Genomic DNA, 16,389 nt, shown 5'->3' on the forward strand with positions numbered 1-16,389 from the left:
CTTCAAGCGCGCGGTGGACCGGCTCACCGATCGCGCCCTGGAGCCGCGCGACCGCGACGATGCGTCCACCTGGGCCGTGGTGCTCGACGGGCTGCTCGAGGAGCTGGCCGCCGAATACCCGGCCTGCGCGCGCAACGGGCCCGACGCCGACCCGCGCGCCTGCCTGCGCGCCCGCGCCCTGGCGCGCGCCGCCCGCGACGCCGGCGAGCGGATGGTGGCCGCCCGCCGCTCCGACGCGCGCACCATGCTCCGCGACGACCTGGACCGGCTGGTGATCGCCGTGGAGCACCGGTCGCTGCCGCCGGGCGAGGTGGAGCCGCTGATCCGCGCGCCGCAGCGCATCGCCCGGCGCTACCGGCCGTCGGGGCTGGGCCGCGTCGGCGCGTACGTGGTCGGCCAGCTCCTGCGCAGGCGTCCGCGCGGGCCGAGGATACCGTAGAAAAGATAGTCCTGAGTCCTAAGTCCTGAGTCCCAAGTGCTGAGTGCTGAGTGCTGAGGGGCACAGCAGGAAGCCTGGGATCTTTCACTTAGGACTTAGGACTCAGGACTTAGGACTTTCTCCGAAGATCAGGATCGACGTCTCGATGGATATCAAGACGGGCGAGCGGCGCCTGGTGAGCATCCGGCGCTTCGTCCCCCAGCACCGCCGCGGCGAGTACGCGCAGGCGTGGGCCGAGCTGCACGCGGCCGCGACCTCGAAGGGCGCGCACGCGTGGCACTTCGTGAGCGGCGACACTCCCGGCGTGTTCCTGGAGTTCCTGGAGTTCGGGCCGGAGAGCGACGTCCGCAGCGACCCCACCGTGCTCGAGGCCATCCGCAACCTGCACACGGAGTTCGGGATGCCCTACCCCACGCCCAACACGCTGGAGGAGTGGGTGGAGATCGCCGCGCCGCGGCGCGAGGTGCCATGAGCGGCGACCGCGACCGCCTCCTGGCGCTGCTGGTGGAGCGCTCCTTCCGCGTCGGCGATTTCGTGCTGTCGTCCGGGGCGCGCAGCCGCTACTACGTGGACGCGCGCACCACCACCACCCACGCCGAGGGCCAGGCCGTCGTCGGGAGATTGGGACTCGCCGCCATCCGCGAGGCCGGGCTGCGCCCCGCGTCCGTCGGCGGGATGACCTTGGGCGCGGACCCCGTCGCCTACGCCATCGCCCACGCGTCGTGGCTGGCGGGCGATCCGGTGAACGCCTTCACCGTGCGCAAGGAGCCCAAGACGCACGGCACCGGCAAGCGCGTCGAGGGCTGCTTCGCCGCGGGCGACGAGGTGGTGATGATCGAGGACACGGTCACCACCGGCGCCAGCACGCTGAAGGCCATCCAGGCGGTGGAGGCCGAGGGCGGCACCGTGCTGGCCGTGCTCGCGCTGATCGACCGCGAGGAAGGCGGCCGCGACGCCATCGAGCAGGCCGGCTACCGCGTCCTCACCCTCGTCCGCGTCAGCGAGCTGATGCAGAGGATGGAGAACGGCGGAGGAGGGTGAAGGGGATGGGGATGGGGATGGGGATGGCGGGTTGGGCGCGAAAATGCGAGTGAACTCGCGGCTACAACCACACACAGTCCGCCTTCGCGGACTTCGATGCCAACGAACCCCTCGCGGCGCCATGCCTCGAGGGGTTCTTCGTCCCGCGACCATACCGCGCCGACGTCATCCTGAGGCCGGCCAGACCGCACTCTCGTCCGCACGAATGGCTGCAGGCCGAAGGATCTATAGCCAGTCACGGCATAGACTTGCGGGTCCACACGAGTGCTTGAGGCGGACTCCTTCGCGCACGAAGCGAGAACACTCCGCGCGTGTCCTCGACTAGCGTGCCGACGCGGTTATAGATCCTTCGGCCTGCGACCTTCTGTGCAGACGCTGATTACGGTCTGACCGGCCTCAGGATGACGTCGGGCGGGGTTCGCGTGAAGGGCAGCGGTCGCGCGTACTCGGCGCTTCACGCTCTCCCGGCTCGCGTGGGTCGGGATAGATGATCGCTGCGAGCGCCGGCACATCGGCCGAGCCGAGGCCGGTAGTCCGCGAAGGCGGACTTCGTGTGGTTGTTGCCGCGGTGCCGCGGTTTCAACCGCCCCTCTCGACCTCACCCGTGCCCACGTACCGCATCTCGTTCGTCTGCTCGAAGCCGAGGCGTTCGTAGAGGCGGCGGCCCTCGGGCGAGGCGTGGAGGACGAGGCTGGCGACGGCGTTCCCGCGCGCCCACATCATCAGCTCGCGCATCAGCAGCTCGGCGATGCCGCGGCGGCGCCACGCGCGCTCGGTGAACACGTTCACGATCAGCCCCTGCCGCCCGCCGATGATCTCCCGACGCGCCAGCGGCCGCGGCATCAGCGGGCGCAGCTGCAGCCCCGCGCCCGCCACGATCTCCTTCGCACCGACGGGCGACGCCACCCACGCCACGTACTCGCCCGCGGGGATCGCCGCCTCGATCCATGCTCGGGTCGTATCCTCCAACTCAGTGTAGAGCGCGTCCGGCAGGTCGCCCATGTCGCGGAACATCTCCGCGCGGTGGTACGCCAGCACGTCGGCGTCGTCCACCGTGGCACGGCGGAGGGTGATGTCGCTGCTCATCTCGGCGGTGCTGGATCGCTGCGGGACGACGGGGAGCCGGCAACCTGCACGCGCGACCCCTCCGGCAGCAAGCAGCCCCTCGCGGAGCTTGCGCCGCGAGGGGCTGTCGTTCGAGCACTCGGCCACTCAGCCACTCAGCACTCACGCACCCGCCCCGGCCGGCTCCGCCTCCAGCTGCATCCGCACCCGCTCACGGAGCGCCTCCAGTGCCGGCTCCACCGGCTTGGGGTGCTTGAACACGCGGAACGTCTTCCAGATCCCCTCCCACCACCCCAAGGTGCGGTAGGGGTAGCCGTTCTCCTGGCACCACCGCCGCAGCAGCGGGCTGATGCGCGGGTAGTACGGGTGGCTGATGCCGGGAAAGAGGTGGTGCTCGAGCTGGTACTGCGCGCCGCAGCACAGCAGGGTTCCCAGCCAGCCGGTGCGGTAGTTCACCGTGGTCACCGTCTGCAGCAGCACGTAGTCCGAGTGCCGCCGGTACTCGCCGCGCGTGCCGTGCCCCTCGGTGGGAAGGAACTTCGCCTCGACCGGAAAGTGCGCGGGGGCGGCGGTCGCGAACACCGCGTATCCCGTGAACGCGCTCCGCAGCAGGTAGAACACGGCCACCTGCCCCGCGGGGAACCAGAGGAGCGGCAGGCCGATCCAGAAGAGGGAGTGCGAGGTCACGGCGGCCAGGTCGATCCAGTGCAGCCGTGTGCGCCGGCGCGGGTCGCGCAGCACGGGCACCAGGAAGGCCCACGACGCGCGGATCATGTTCAGCGTGGTGAGCGCCACTGCCAGCGGCACCACCACCCACTGGTGGCGATAGTACCAGCGCCGAACCGGCCCGCCGGACTGGAACTCCTCGGGGGTCAGCGCGAACCAGGGGAGGAGGTCCACGTCGTCGTCCAGCCCCACCACGTTGGGCGTGGCGTGGTGCACCGCCACGTGCTTGTTCCACCAGTAGTGCGCCGACGCGCCGAACCACACGCCGTAGCCGAACAGCGTCAGCGCCTTGTTCACCCACAGCCGCCGGCTGGTGGCGTTGTGCGACGAGCTGTGGGTGTGCGTGGTCATCCCCAGGTTTCCCAGCGTCATGGCCACCAGCGCCGCGGCCTTCGCGGGAATTCCGGGAACGACGAGGAAGGCCACCGCGCCGCCGGCGCCCAGCGCCACGAACAGCGCCAGCTCGGCCAGCAGCCGGGCGGTGGGCCGGCGGTGGAAGCCGCGCGCGGCCAGCTCGCGGTTCAGGGCCGTCAACGCGTGCACGGCGCCCCGCCGCTAGACGCGGTGCAGCGGCATGGGCGCCGCGTAGTCGCGCGCGAACAGCACCTGGTACAGCGCGGCGTCCGAGGCCCAGGCCGCCGCCACCGCGCAGCTCAGGTAGTACTCCCACATCCGCTGGAAGCGGGCGTCGTACCGCTTCTGGTCGAGCGTGTGCTTGTTGGCGCGGAAGCGGTTCAGCCAGTGGCGCGCGGTGTAGCCGTAGTGGCGGATGAAGTTCTCCACGTCGCGGATGGCCAGGCCGTGCTGCTCGCACCCGTGGGCCAGCTCCGAGAGCTTGGGCTGGCCGGTGCCGGGGAGCGCGTACTTCTGGATGAAGGGGTCGTGCACGTTGGTGTGCGTGTTGGCGCCCACCACGTGCAGTAGCCCGGTGCCGTGCGGCGGCAGCACCGCCGCGATGCGCTCGAAGAAGCGGCCGTACTCCTTCCGCGGCAGGTGCTCCATCATCCCGATGCTCACCACCCGGTCGAAGCGCCCGTCCACGGTGCGGTGGTCGCGCAGCTCCAGCGTCACGCGGTCGGCCAGCCCCGCGTCGGCGATGCGCCGGGTGCCGTGCGCCTGGTGGCGCCGGCTGGTGGTGATCCCCACGCCGGTGGCGCCGTAGTGCTTCGCCGCGTGCATCAGCATCCCCCCGAAGCCGCAGCCGATGTCCAGCACCCGGTCGCCCGGCCGCACCCCCAGCTTCTGGCAGATGCGGTCGAGCTTCTGGATCTGCAGCTGCTCGATGGTGTCGTCGGGCGAGTGGGCGTACCCGCACGAGTACATCATCGCCACCGGGTCCAGGAAGCTTTCGAACAGGTCGTCGCCCAGGTCGTAGTGGAACTGCGCGTGGCCCCAGTGCGGGCGGCGGAAGAGGTTGGCCAGCTGGATGCGCCCCACCTTCACCGCCGTGGCCAGGTCGCCCTTCACCCGGCGGTCCAGCCGGTTGCGCAGCAGGATGGTCAGGAAGTCGGAGATGTCGCCTTCCTCCATCTCCCAGTCGCGGTCCATGTACGACTCGCCCAGCCCCAGGTTGCCGCCGGCCAGCACGCGGCGGAAGAAGCGCTCGTCGTGCACGCGCACCGCGGCGCCCGGCTCGCCCTCGCCGCGGCCCACCACCCGCTCGCGGCCGTTCACCGCGAAGCGGATGCGCGCATCCTCCACGTGCCGGTCCAGCAGGTCCAGGAACACGCGCTCGGCGGCGCTCGCGGGGCCGGGGTCGCGGCGCGGGGCGGGCGCGGTGGCGGGTGCGGGCTCGGAGGTGACGGTGGGCATCGGCGTCTCCTGGGGATGCGCGGGGAGAGGGGGTGCCGGTTACGGGGTCGGGCGGTGGCGTCGGGGTGGGGATGAACGGCGTTCCACGTCGAGCGAATGCCCGGCGGCGGGATTCCGCCCGCACGACTTCGGACGTTTTCTATTACTAGCCTTGAACAGCTGTTTGGGAATGGAGATGATGGGCGGGGGCTCCGCGGCGGGTCAGCCGCGGACGATGGCGTTCCACACCGCGTCCACGTCGCCCAGGTCGGCGAAGACGTGGTCGGCGCCCGCGGCGGCCAGCTCGTCGGCGGGATGGTGTCCGGTCGCGGTGGCGATGGTGCGCACGCCGAGATGGGCGCCGCACGCCACGTCCAGCGGGGTGTCGCCGACGATCACGATCTCCTTGCCGCTGAAGCAGATCCCCGTGGCCGCGCGGGCGCGCTCCACGGCGATGGCGGGAAGCTCGGGACGGTGCCCGTGGTCGCTGCCGAACGCGCCCACGCGGAAGCGCCGGAATCCCAATCCCGCCGCGTCGACCTTGATGCGCGCGCCCTCGCGGATGTTGCCGGTGAGCACCCCCAGCACCATCTCCGGCCCGCCCTCCTCCACCCGCTCCATCAGCTCGGGGATGCCGGGGTGCGCGGCCACGTGGATCTCGCGGATCTCGCGGTGCAGGTTCTCGACGTAGCGGAACCAGAGCGCGGGAAGACCGGCGTCGATCTCCGCGTCGTCCACGTCGGCCGAGCGCAGCAGGTCGCGCACGATCTCGGGGTCGGTGCGCCCGGCGAACGAGTAGCCGGGGAGATGGCCGGTCGTGCCGAACACCTCCATCAGCGCGCGGTGGATGGCCCGCTTCCCCGCGCCGTCGGCGGAAAGCAGGGTGCCGTCGATGTCGAACAGGACCAGCCGCCGCATACGCCTCCCGCAGGGTGGATCGCCCGCGCCCGCACCGGCGCGCGCATCCATCGTATCGCGCCCGCGCCCGCCTGTCACGCGCCGCCCCGAACCCGCCCGAAATCGCCGGGCCCCTCCCCGGCATCACCCCCGGCGCCTTCCCGGCAACTTCCATCAAGCGAAAAGCGGTGCGTGCTCGCTACGGTGGACCTGGACCGCGCGCGCATCGTCCCGCTTCCAGGCGGCGCGGTCATCCCCACCGACCCGGGATCGCGCGGACGGTGGGTGACGGGAGCGGGGCGGAGATGGAGATGGACGCGCTGTCAGACGCGATCGCGCGCTGGATCGCACCGCTGGCCACCGCGCCCGCGGTGGGGATCCTCACCGGCGTGCTCGTGGTGCTCGCCGCCGCCTTCTTCGTAATGGGGAGCCGGCGATTGCGGCACACCCCCGAGCGCACGCTCGACCGCCGCCAGGAGGGCTACACGGCCGAGCTGGCGCTGGGCGCGCTCGAGCGGATGGGGCCACTGGGACGGCGGCTCTACCTGGTGCAGGAGGTCACCCTCGACCTGCTCTTTCCCGCGGCGTACGCGCTCTGGCTGGCGGCGCTGACCGGGATGGCGCTCGGCTACCTGCACCCGCGCGGGTGGTGGCCCTGGCTGGCCTGCGCCGTTCCCGTCCTGGCCGCGGTGTTCGACTACCTGGAGAACGCGCTCGTCGTGACGCTTCTCCTCGGCGTGGGCCGCGGCAGCCGGCCCGCCGGCGCGGCGCGCGCGGCCGCGTTCGCCACCCGGGCCAAGTGGCGGCTGTGCTATGCCTCGCTCGCCATCTCAGCGGCGCTCTGGGGCGGCGTCCTGGTCGACTGGATGCGCGACATCCGCTGACGCCGACCCGCCCGCCCGATCCTTGCGACGCCCCCGGGGAGATCGCCGAGGTGACCGACGACGGGGCGGGGAGGAGATGGCGAAGCGCGGCGAGACGGGGCGGCCCGAGGCGGTGATCTTCACCGGCGTGCAGGCGTCGGGGAAGAGCACCTTCTACCGCGAGCGGTTCTTCGAGACGCACGTCCGCATCAACATGGACATGCTGAAGACGCGCCGCCGCGAGACCCTGCTGCTGGAGGCCTGCCTGCGCGCGCAGCAGCCGTTCGTGGTCGACAACACCAACGTGCTGGCGGCCGAGCGCGCGCGGTACATCGCCGCGGCGCGCGCGGCCGGCTTCACCGTCACCGGCTACTTCTTCCGCGTCACTACGCGCGAGGCCATCGCCCGCAACCGCGCGCGCACGGGGAAGGCGGTCGTGCCCGTCCCCGGCATCCTGGGCACCTACAAGCGCCTGGAGGAGCCGCGCTGGGACGAGGGCTACGACGCGCTGTACGCCGTCACCCTCACCCCCGCCAACCTCTGGATCGTCGAGGAGATGCCGCGCGAACCGTCCGAGCCCGCCTCGAGCTGATCCCGTTCTGGCCGGACGAACGTACATCCCGGGAACTGCCTTGTCTCACGCGGAGACGCGGAGACGCGGAGCACTGATCGAGGCTGTTTCCGCGTCTCCGCGTCTCCGCGTGAGTCCAGGGGTGCCCGGGAGCGGCACGGTCATTTGCGGATGGGCATGGCGGCGGCAGAAGCAAGCGCCCCCGCCGGCTCAGTCGGCGGGGGCGCTGCTTCATATCGAGCACGGGCAGACTCGATTTCTTTGTGAATCCAATCGCACCTCCCATTCGATCAGCTCAACGGATGGGATCTCCCGCCCGCTTCGTCGCGTCTTTCAGGTACTGCACCACCTGCTCGCGCGTGACGCCGGGGAAGTCGTCGAGGAAGGTCTCCAGCGTATCCCCCGATTCGATGTAGTCGAGCAGCGTGCGCACGGGTACGCGCGTTCCGACGAACACCGGGGTGCCGCTCATGATCTCCGGGTCGCTGTGCACGACGGGCGTTTCAGGCATGGCCGCCAGCCGGTCGGGGTGGATGCGATCCTTCGACCCGAAGCTAATCTCGGCGAGCACGAGCGCCAATCAAATTCGCGCTACTGCACTACCCGCCGCACCTCGCCCAGGCCTACGGCGGCGCCGCCGCGGCGGGGGTCGCTGGCGCCGGTCAGGTAGCCGCTGGGAAGGAGGATGATGGTCTGCACGTCGCCCTGGAAGCCGTCGCGCTCCTGCACGGCGTGGCCCATCGCCCGCAACCGCGCCACCGTGCTGTCCTCCAGCCCGCGCTTCTCGTAGCGCAGCGTGTCCGGCAGGTGCTGGTGGTGCAGGCGCGGCGCCAGCTCGGCCGTGCCCACGTCCATGTCGAAGTCCACGATGTTGCTCACCATCTGCGCGATGGAGGTGATGATCGTGGACCCGCCCGGCGTGCCCGTCACCGCGCGCAGGCGGCCGCGGCCGTCCAGCACGATCGTGGGTGCCATCGCCGAGAGCATGCGCTTGCCGGGGGCGATGGCGTTCGCGCTCCCCTGCACCAGCCCGAACTGGTTGGGCACGCCGGGCTTGGAGGTGAAGTCGTCCATCTCGTTGTTCAGGATGATCCCCGTCCCCGCCACCACCACGCCGCTGCCGTACAGCGAGTTCAGCGTGGTGGTCACCGCCACCGCGTTCCCCAGCTGGTCGACGATGGAGTAGTGCGTGGTGTTGGTGCCCTCCGCCGGCGCGGGGCCCAACCCGGGCGCCACCTGCGTGGACGGCGTCGCCCGGTCGAGGCTGATCGTGCCGCGGCGCTGGGCGATGTACGCGCTCGACAGCATCCGCGCGACCGGCTGGGGGACGAAGTCGGGATCGGCCAGGTAGGTGTTGCGGTCGGCGTAGGCACGGCGCGCGGCCTCGGTGAAGAGGTGCACGTAGCGCGGGCTCAGGAAGCCCGCCGCGCGCAGGTCGTACCCCTCCAGGATCTTCAGCATCTCCGCCATCGTGGCCCCGCCGGACGAGGGCGGGGGCATGGAGATGACGGTGTTGCCGCGGTAGGTGAAGCGGATGGGATCGCGCCAGATCGCCCTGTATCGGGCCAGGTCGTCGCGGGTGATGAGGCCGCCGCCGCGCCGCATCTCTTCCTCGATCAGCTCGGCGGTGCGCCCGCGGTAGAAGCCGTCGGCGCCCTGCGCCTGGATGCGGCGGAAGGTCTCGGCCAGGTCGCGCTGCACCAGCCGGTCGCCGACCACGGGAAGGCGGCCGCCGGGGAGAAAGATCTTCTGCGTCTCGGGGAAGCGGTTGACGGCGCCCTGGTTGCGGCGCAGCGACCCGGCCAGCCGCTCGTGGATGACGATCCCCTCGGCCAGGTTGATGGCGGGCTGCACCAGCTCGGCCCACGGCAGCTTGCCGAAGCGGCGGTGCGCCTCCCACATCCCCGCCACGGAGCCGGGGACGCCGGAGGCGAGGTGCCCCACCAGCGAGAGCGAGTCGCGGATGTTGCCCCGCGCGTCGAGGTACATGTCGCGCGTGGCCCGCATCGGTGCCGCCTCGCGGAAGTCGAGCGCGGCGACCGTGCCGTCCGCCATGCGCACCACCATGAATCCCCCGCCGCCGATGTTGCCGGCCTCGGGGTTCACCACGGCCAGCGCGAAGTGCACGGCCACGGCGGCGTCGACCGCGTTGCCGTTGCGGCGCAGGATCTCGGCGCCCACCTCGCTGGCCACGCGGTCGGTGCTCACCACCATCCCCCGCGCCGCGATGGTGGGGGCGATGGAGCCGCGCTGCATCTCCCACTGCCGCGGGAAGGTGACGTCGGCGGGGTCGGCGGCCGGCGACGCGGCCGTGCGCGTTCCCGCCGGGACGGCGGAGCTGGCGGCCAGGACGAGCGGGAGGAGCGGAAGGAGCGCGCGGCGAAGCAGCATCGGCGTGTCGGTCGGCACGAGGAGCGCGGGCGATCGGTGGCGTGTGGTTGGATATTGCCGAAGCCGCGCGAGGAGGGCAACGGGGGGAGGGCCGTGCATTCAATCACCGCACGCGAAAACCCTTCGCGGCTGCGCCGCGAAGGGGCCCTCTCCCCCCGGCCCCCTCCCCCAAAACCGACTGGGGGAGGGGGAGACCTCAGCGCGGGGAGAGGGTTCGGCACCTTCATGTTGAATCCTGCCCGCCACGGGCGGGCCCCACCCCCGGCCTCTCTCCACGAGGGGGGCGGGATGGGGGCCAGGGATGAGGGAGGGGAGAACTGCGTGCACGATCAAGGCGGCTTGCTGTCCCCTGTCCTCTATCCGCTCCCTGCTCTTACTCTCCCTCGTGGTAGTCGGGGGCGTAGGGCTGCTGGCCGTGCGGGTCCTGGGCGCGGAGGTGGCGCAGGAGCGCGGACGCTTTCGCCATGCGGCTGCCCAGGTTGCGCGCGGTGGTCAGCTCGCTCTCCACCGGCTGGCGCGAGCCGTCGCCGCCGGCCAGCGTGCCGGGGCCATACGGGCTGCCGCCGACGCCGTCCGTCACCATGATCTGCGGGTTCTGGCCGTACGGGGTGCCCACGAAGATCATCCCCAGGTGCAGCAGCGGGATCAGGCTGGTGATGATCGTCGTCTCCTGCCCGCCGTGGATCGTGGCCGTGCTGGTGAAGATGCCGGTGGCCTTGTCCTCGAGCTCGCCCTTCTGCCACATCCCCCCGAGCTGGTCGAGGAACTGCTTGACCTGCGCGGGCATGTTGCCGAAGCGCGTGGGGATCCCCCAGATGATCCCGTCGGCCCAGCGCAGGTCGTCCTGGGTGGCCTCGGGGATCTCCGCCATGGCCTCCTGCGCCTTCACGTACCACTCCTGCGTGCTCATCGCGCGGCGCGCCTCCTCCAGCTCGGGGATGCGCCGCAGCCGCACCTCCACCTCGGGCACGTTCCGCACGCCCTCGACCACCGCCTGCGCCATGCGGTGGATGTGGCCGTAGCTGCTGTAGAACGCCACCAGCACCTTCGTCGCCATCCCGTCACCCTCCGTCCCCCCATCGGTCCCCGCGGTCGCTGCGACCCTCATCGCAACGAAATCTCACCGGTGGGGAGATGGCAGGCGGCGGACCCGTCCGGTATCAGCGCGGCGCCTCAGCGGCCGGGATGCGTGACGGTGGATTCGAGGCGGTGGATGGCGTCGCGGACGGCGGGCGGGAGCGGGACCTTGCGGCCGTTCGCGTAGTCGTAGGAGACGAGGATCCCGCCGCCTTCGGCCGCCACCTCGCCCTGCGCGCGGCTGACGATGCGGTATTCCTGCGTGAAGCGATCCTCGGCTACATCGACGGTGCGCGCGCCGACCAGCACGAAATCCGGCCACTCGAGCGGGCGGCGGAAGCGCGCCTGGGTGGAGTGGAGGATGGGCCCCACGCCGCCGTTCTCCGCCTCCTGCCGGAACCCGATGCGCTCCAGGTACTCGATGCGCGCGCTCTCGAAGTAGCGGAAGAACACGATGTTGTTGACGTGCCGGAACCAGTCCATGTCGCCCCAGAACACCGGGAGCTCGACCACGACGGGGTAGGCGGAGAGGAGGGATGCGGGGTTAGGCATCGTGCGGGAGTGCTGAGTGCTGAGTGCGATTCGCTCGCTGCTCCGTCATGGGCGCGGGTGCGGCGCCGCGTGGCCCTCTCCCTGGCGCTTCGCGCCTGTCCCTCCCCCAAAACCGACTGGGGGAGGGACGGGGGCTCGCTTCGCTCGCGGGCACTTAGCGCGGACGGAATGCCAACTTACAACGCCCCCGCCGCCCCCAGCCCCGCCGCCCGTCCCGTGGCCCAGGCCCAGCAGAAGTTGTAGCCGCCGATGGGGCCGAAGCAGTCCAGGATCTCGCCGCAAAGGTAGAGGCCGGGGACGACGCGGCTCTCCAGCGTGCGCGGGTCCACCTCGCCCAGCGGCACGCCGCCGCCGGTGACCTCGGCCTTCTTGTACCCCTCGTCGCCCGTCCAGGGCAGGCGGTAGCGGGTGAGGCGCTCCACCAGCCGCGCCCGCTCGTCGCGGCGCAGCTGCGAGAGGGTGCGGGCCTCCTCGATCTCCGACTCCGCCAGCAGCGTGTCCGCCAGGCGCGTGGGGAGATGGCGGCGCAGCAGGCCCAGCACCGTGCCCGTCGAGCGCTCCAGCAGCAGGCGCTCCCACGCGGCGGCGTCGAGCTCCGTCCATCGCGCGAAGACGGGCTGCTCGGCCGGCCTGCGCGCGCGCACCGCCGCGTGCGAGATGTTGAGGACCGACGGGCCGCTGTAGCCGCGGTGGGTGAAGAGGAAGCCGCCCGCGGCCGCCAGCGACCCGCGCTCCAGCGGCGCCTCCAGGTGCGCGGTCAGCGACACGCCGGCGAGATGCGCGTGCACCGCCGGCTCGGTGGTGAGGGGCGTCAGCGCGGCGTACGTCTCGTGCAGCGTGTGCCCGAGCTGGCGGACGATGCGCAGCCCCGTGCCGTCGCTCCCCGTCTGCGGCACGGAGAGGCCGCCGGTGGCGATGACGACCTTCGCCGCGCCGGCCGTCTCGCCGCCGGCGAGGTGGATGCGCCAGGGGACGTTGCCCGACGGCGGGTCGATCCCCACCACGTGCGCGTCGAAGCGGAGGCGCGCGCCGCGGCGGCGGGCCATCTCCAGCAGCCCGTCGCGGACGTCGCGCGCCTTGTTGCTGGCGGGGAAGAGCTTGCCGCTCTCGTGCTCCAGCGCCAGCCGGATCCCCATCTCCTCCTCGAAGAAGCGGCGCTGATCGGCCAGCGGCCAGGAGAGGAGGATCTTCCGCAGCGAGTTGCGCGACGATCCGGTGAAGTACTGCGCCGGGTCCATCTCCGACGGCAGCACGTTGCACCGCCCGCCGCCGGAGATCAGGATCTTCCGCCCGCCGTCCCTGGTGCGCTCCAGCAGCAGCACGGGCGCGCCCGCGCCGGCGGCGAAGATGGCCGCCATGGCCCCGGCCGCGCCCGCGCCGATCACCGCGATGGGGAGGGACGGCGTCGTCACGATCCGGGCGCGGCGGGGTCCGGCCGCGGCGGCGGCAGCAGGAGCAGCGCGCGCAGGTCGATGAGCGCGTGCAGCGCGATCGGCACCCAGAGCGTGCCGGTGGCCAGGAACAGCGCGGTCATCACCAGCGCCAGCAGGGCGGTGCCCAGCATCCCCGCGATTCCCTGGTAGCCGTGGTCCAGCCCGAACACCGCCGCGGCGAGGACCCCCCCCGCGATCAGCCCCAGGTGGAGCGGTCCCTCGGCCAGCCAGCGGATCAGCCAGCCACGGAAGATGATCTCCTCGCACACGCCCACGGCCAGCGACAGCGCCGCGAACCAGAGCCGCTCCGCGCGGGTGCGGGGGAGCACGAAGGCGATGGACTCCATCTGCTTCCGCGCCCGCTCGCGCGCCGCGGGGTTGGCGCGCGCCAACAGCACCGGAAGCACGGCGCCACCGAGCAGCCCCGCGAGGAGGGGGATGGCGACCGCGGGGCTCGGGCCGATTCCCATCCGCGCCGCCTCCGCGGGTGGCGTGAACAGGAGGCGCGCCGGAACGGTGGCCAGGAGGAGCGCGGCCGCCACGGCCTGCCACGCGATGGTCACCTGGTACGCGCGGATGCGCACGAGCGGGTCGGTGCTCGTCTTCAGCCGCCGCGTCTCGTGGCGGTCCCAGATGGGAAAGACCACCACCAGGAAGACGAGGAGCGCCGCGTGGACGATGGTTGCCGTCATGGCGCGCGGAAGATCGTCACCGCCGTGTCCTCGAAGTCGTGGCGCTCGCCGGGGAGCGGGAGGTCGTGGTCGTGCGCGTGCTCGACGGTCAGCACGCGCGCGAACGGCGCCTTCATCCACGTCTCGACCAGCCGGTCGAGCTGCCCGGAGCGGTACGGCGGGTCGGCGAACGCCACGTCGTACGCGTCCGCCCGCAGCGCCGCGGCGAAGGGGAGCGCGTCCTTCTTGAAGATGCGGGTCTTCTCGCGCAGGCGGAGGGCGGCGACGTTGGCCTTGAGCGCGTGGAGGCTGGCGGGGCGCGTCTCCACGAAGTCGGCGAACCTGGCGCCGCGCGACATCGCCTCCAGCCCCAGCGCGCCGGTGCCGGCGAAGAGGTCGAGCACGCGCGCGCCGGGGAGGAGCGGCTCCAGCAGCGTGAGCCATTCGTCGCGCACGTGCTCGGCGGTGGGACGCACGCGCCGGTCCGCGGGCGAGGTCAGGTCGCGGCCGGCCCACTTCCCGCGCACGATCCTCACGTCACCCCGCCTGCTTCACGTGCTCGCGCCACTGCGCCTCGTCCCAGCCGACGGCGATCACGTTGCCGCTGCGCACGAGCGGGGTAACCAGCAGCATCGGATCGTCCTCCAGCAGCGCGGGGATGCGGCTCTCGGGGACGTGCGCCACGTGCAGCCCGCGCTCGCGGAAGCGCTTGCCGTTGCGGTCCAGCAGCGCCTCCCAGCCGAACTTCTGCCCGAAGCGCTTCAGCTCGCCGGCCGAGGCGGGGCGCTCCTTCAGGTCGACGAAGTGCGTCCTGATCCGGCGCTCCTTGAAGAACCGGAGGGCCTTCTTCGTCTCGTTGCAGCTCCTGGTGCCGAACACCTGCACTTCCATCGGCGGAACCCGTCGAAAGAGATCGGATCAGGTTGAGATCATCGGCGGTTCGTGACCGCGGCCCTTGGTGCGCGCCTCGCTATCCCGCCCTCTCCCTGACGCTTCGCGTCTGTCCCTCCCCCAAAACCGACTGGGGGAGGGACGGGCTCGCTTCGCTCGTACGCGCGGACGCAGGATCATCGCCGCCGCGCGGATTTCCGCAACGCGGCAGGATGCGGACGCAACTACCTCTTCCGGTACGGGAGAGGTGGCGAGCCTAGGCGAGCCGGAGAGGGCGCGGTGCCGCGTCGCGCCCTCTCCCTGACGCTTCGCGTCTGTCCCTCCCCCAAAACCGACTGGGGGAGGGACGGGCTCGCTGCACTCGTACGCGCGGATGCAGGATCATCGCCGCCGCGCGGATTTCCGCACGCGGCAGGATGCTGATGCAACTACCTCTCCCGGTACGGGAGAGGTGGCGAGCCTAGGCGAGCCGGAGAGGGCGCGATGCCGCGTCGCTCACAGCAGTCGGCAACTCGCACTCACGCGGTGACTGGCTCGCGAGCAGTCCGCTCCGCCTTCGTGGATGCGATCACGCGCGGCTCGCCCGCGAGGCGCCACGCGGCCCATGCGACGGCCAGGTTCACCGGCAGCGCCAGGGCGATGATCTCGCCGTTCACCTGGTGGAACCAGGGGAGCACCTTCAGCAGCAGCCCCAGCACCGACATCGCCGCGACGACGAGGGAGAGGCGCACGGCCCACTTCCCCGCCCAGCGCGCGCCGTACGCCAGCGCGGGCACGAACAGCACCAGCGGCAGCGCGAACGGCGACAGCTGGAAGAGATTGAGGTTCCGGTACGCGATCGCGTGGTCCGTCGCCAGCCACAGCCCCAGCAGGATCACCCCGCCGAACCCGGCGAACAGCAGCCAGAGCGCGCTCGCCGCCGCGAATCCCCATCGTCCCGCGCGGCTCCTGGCCGCGGCCACGGCGAGCGCCGCGATCGCGCCCCCGATCGCCACGCCGGCGAGGAGGTAGCCGATGAGCCAGTGCGGCGGTCCCGTCGGCTCCGGCGGTCGGGTGGCGGTGAAGAGCGTCTGCTGGCGCGTGACCAGCGGCACCATCTGCCCGCCGGGGCCGCGGATGCGCAGCGCCTGCACCTCGTCGCGCAGCTTCATGGGGAGGAACATCTCCTCCCATTTGCTCGACGGCTGGTCGGCCGCGGGGCCCAAGCCGGCGTTGATGCCGGTGTAGATGGGGATGTCGCCCGCGGCGTCGCCCACCAGCCGGCGCGTGTGCCAGCGGTACGTCGAGCCGGACGGCGCGCTCGCGGTCGCCGCCTTCAGCTGGCCGCCGAGCACGCGGTCCAGCACGTCGCGCACGCGGGTGGAGCAGTTGTCGCGGTAGTAGTCGTAGCGGTAGAAGCGGTTCTCCGGGCGCTCGTTCCACTCCAGGAAGTTCTTCACCCACGTCGCCTGCCCGGGGGAGAGGTTGAGCTCCTGCGCCCACACACTGCGGTCCAGCTCCTGGTAGCGGGAGATGGTGAGATAGGCGTCGAAGCCCTGCATCCAGTAGTTCATCCGCCCGCGGACGAAGTTCAGGATGAAGTTCTCCTGCCGGAAGTCGAACATCCCGTAGTTGTACGCCTTGTCCGTTCCGTTGCGCGGGTCGTGCACCCAGATGGCGTTGTGGCCGAACTTCTCCCACACCTCGTCGCCCGGCCCCATCGTGAGCAGGATGATGCGCAGCGTGCTGTCGGCCTGCGACGGCGCGGCGAACGGCTGCGCCCGCACCGGCGCCGCGAACGCCAGGAGCACGGCGAGGATGACGGAGATTCTCATCACACCGCACCCCCGTCGACGTCATCCTGAGACGTTGCTACCAGACCCGCGGACACCCACCCGATGTCATCCTGAGGGCGCGGTGCACCGCGACCCGCGTTCGCCCGAAACCCTGCGCGCCCGAAGGATCTTGCTGGGCCGGCTGGATGTCTGCCGTAATGGGCAGA

At 71.6% G+C, this 16,389-nt stretch carries 18 protein-coding genes; 5 read left to right on the plus strand and 13 right to left on the minus strand.

The window, feature by feature from the left end:
* The 3 genes from VF092_22435 to pyrE form a co-directional block, all read left to right on the plus strand.
* Positions 1-439 (plus strand): hypothetical protein (locus VF092_22435; protein HEX6750069.1); only part of this gene is annotated, 439 nt, incomplete at its 5' end.
* Positions 440-584: 145 nt separating this feature from the next.
* On the plus strand, positions 585-911 hold the full coding sequence (locus tag VF092_22440) for a hypothetical protein (protein HEX6750070.1): 327 nt from the start codon (positions 585-587) through the stop codon (positions 909-911).
* Positions 908-1,480: an orotate phosphoribosyltransferase gene (pyrE, locus tag VF092_22445; GenBank protein HEX6750071.1), complete on the plus strand. Its 573-nt coding sequence runs from the start codon at positions 908-910 to the stop codon at positions 1,478-1,480. Before VF092_22440 ends, pyrE begins: the two co-directional genes overlap by 4 nt.
* 579 nt (positions 1,481-2,059) lie before the next feature.
* On the opposite strand, the gene VF092_22450 is transcribed toward pyrE, so the two are convergent.
* The 4 genes from VF092_22450 to VF092_22465 form a co-directional block, all read right to left on the minus strand.
* On the minus strand, positions 2,060-2,566 hold the full coding sequence (locus VF092_22450) for a GNAT family N-acetyltransferase (protein HEX6750072.1): 507 nt from the start codon (positions 2,564-2,566) through the stop codon (positions 2,060-2,062).
* Positions 2,567-2,707: 141 nt separating this feature from the next.
* A complete protein-coding gene (locus VF092_22455) occupies positions 2,708-3,805 on the minus strand; it encodes an acyl-CoA desaturase (protein ID HEX6750073.1) in 1,098 nt (365 codons plus the stop codon).
* A gap of 21 nt (positions 3,806-3,826) precedes the next feature.
* Positions 3,827-5,083 carry a class I SAM-dependent methyltransferase gene (locus tag VF092_22460; GenBank protein ID HEX6750074.1) on the minus strand — a complete coding sequence of 419 codons (1,257 nt, stop codon included), beginning with the start codon at positions 5,081-5,083 and terminating at the stop codon, positions 3,827-3,829.
* A gap of 201 nt (positions 5,084-5,284) precedes the next feature.
* On the minus strand, positions 5,285-5,980 hold the full coding sequence (locus tag VF092_22465) for a haloacid dehalogenase-like hydrolase (GenBank protein HEX6750075.1): 696 nt from the start codon (positions 5,978-5,980) through the stop codon (positions 5,285-5,287).
* A 290-nt stretch (positions 5,981-6,270) separates the two neighbouring features.
* Here VF092_22465 and VF092_22470 point away from each other — a divergent pair, with 290 nt between their 5' ends.
* On the plus strand, positions 6,271-6,843 hold the full coding sequence (locus tag VF092_22470; GenBank protein HEX6750076.1) for a hypothetical protein: 573 nt from the start codon (positions 6,271-6,273) through the stop codon (positions 6,841-6,843).
* A 76-nt stretch (positions 6,844-6,919) separates the two neighbouring features.
* The gene (locus tag VF092_22475) at positions 6,920-7,414 is read left to right on the plus strand and encodes an AAA family ATPase (GenBank protein HEX6750077.1); all 495 of its coding nucleotides are present in this window, start codon (positions 6,920-6,922) and stop codon (positions 7,412-7,414) included.
* Positions 7,415-7,688: 274 nt separating this feature from the next.
* On the opposite strand, the gene VF092_22480 is transcribed toward VF092_22475, so the two are convergent.
* The 9 genes from VF092_22480 to VF092_22520 all read right to left on the minus strand — a co-directional run bounded on the left by VF092_22480 (position 7,689) and on the right by VF092_22520 (position 16,222).
* Positions 7,689-7,964, minus strand: a complete 276-nt coding sequence (locus tag VF092_22480) for a DUF433 domain-containing protein (GenBank protein ID HEX6750078.1) — start codon at positions 7,962-7,964, stop codon at positions 7,689-7,691.
* 20 nt (positions 7,965-7,984) lie between these two features.
* Positions 7,985-9,784: a gamma-glutamyltransferase gene (gene ggt / locus VF092_22485; protein ID HEX6750079.1), complete on the minus strand. Its 1,800-nt coding sequence runs from the start codon at positions 9,782-9,784 to the stop codon at positions 7,985-7,987.
* A 373-nt stretch (positions 9,785-10,157) separates the two neighbouring features.
* Entirely contained in the window at positions 10,158-10,841 is a 684-nt protein-coding gene (gene wrbA / locus VF092_22490; GenBank protein ID HEX6750080.1) for an NAD(P)H:quinone oxidoreductase, read from the minus strand.
* 116 nt (positions 10,842-10,957) lie between these two features.
* Entirely contained in the window at positions 10,958-11,413 is a 456-nt protein-coding gene (locus VF092_22495; protein ID HEX6750081.1) for a thioesterase family protein, read from the minus strand.
* A 176-nt stretch (positions 11,414-11,589) separates the two neighbouring features.
* Positions 11,590-12,825, minus strand: coding sequence for an aminoacetone oxidase family FAD-binding enzyme (locus VF092_22500; protein HEX6750082.1), 1,236 nt, complete (start codon positions 12,823-12,825; stop codon positions 11,590-11,592).
* Positions 12,822-13,538 carry a CPBP family intramembrane glutamic endopeptidase gene (locus tag VF092_22505; protein ID HEX6750083.1) on the minus strand — a complete coding sequence of 239 codons (717 nt, stop codon included), beginning with the start codon at positions 13,536-13,538 and terminating at the stop codon, positions 12,822-12,824. The genes VF092_22500 and VF092_22505 overlap by 4 nt, the downstream gene beginning before the upstream one ends.
* Complete coding sequence (locus VF092_22510) at positions 13,535-14,053, minus strand: RsmD family RNA methyltransferase (GenBank protein ID HEX6750084.1); 519 nt, start codon at positions 14,051-14,053, stop codon at positions 13,535-13,537. The genes VF092_22505 and VF092_22510 overlap by 4 nt, the downstream gene beginning before the upstream one ends.
* Before the next feature lies 1 nt (position 14,054).
* Positions 14,055-14,408 (minus strand): arsenate reductase family protein, encoded by a 354-nt coding sequence (locus tag VF092_22515; GenBank protein HEX6750085.1) that lies wholly within the window; start codon positions 14,406-14,408, stop codon positions 14,055-14,057.
* Positions 14,409-14,926: 518 nt separating this feature from the next.
* The gene (locus VF092_22520; protein ID HEX6750086.1) at positions 14,927-16,222 is read right to left on the minus strand and encodes a DUF4105 domain-containing protein; all 1,296 of its coding nucleotides are present in this window, start codon (positions 16,220-16,222) and stop codon (positions 14,927-14,929) included.
* Positions 16,223-16,389 lie beyond the last annotated feature (167 nt).

The organism is Longimicrobium sp. (assembly GCA_036377595.1).
GTDB lineage: Bacteria > Gemmatimonadota > Gemmatimonadetes > Longimicrobiales > Longimicrobiaceae > Longimicrobium.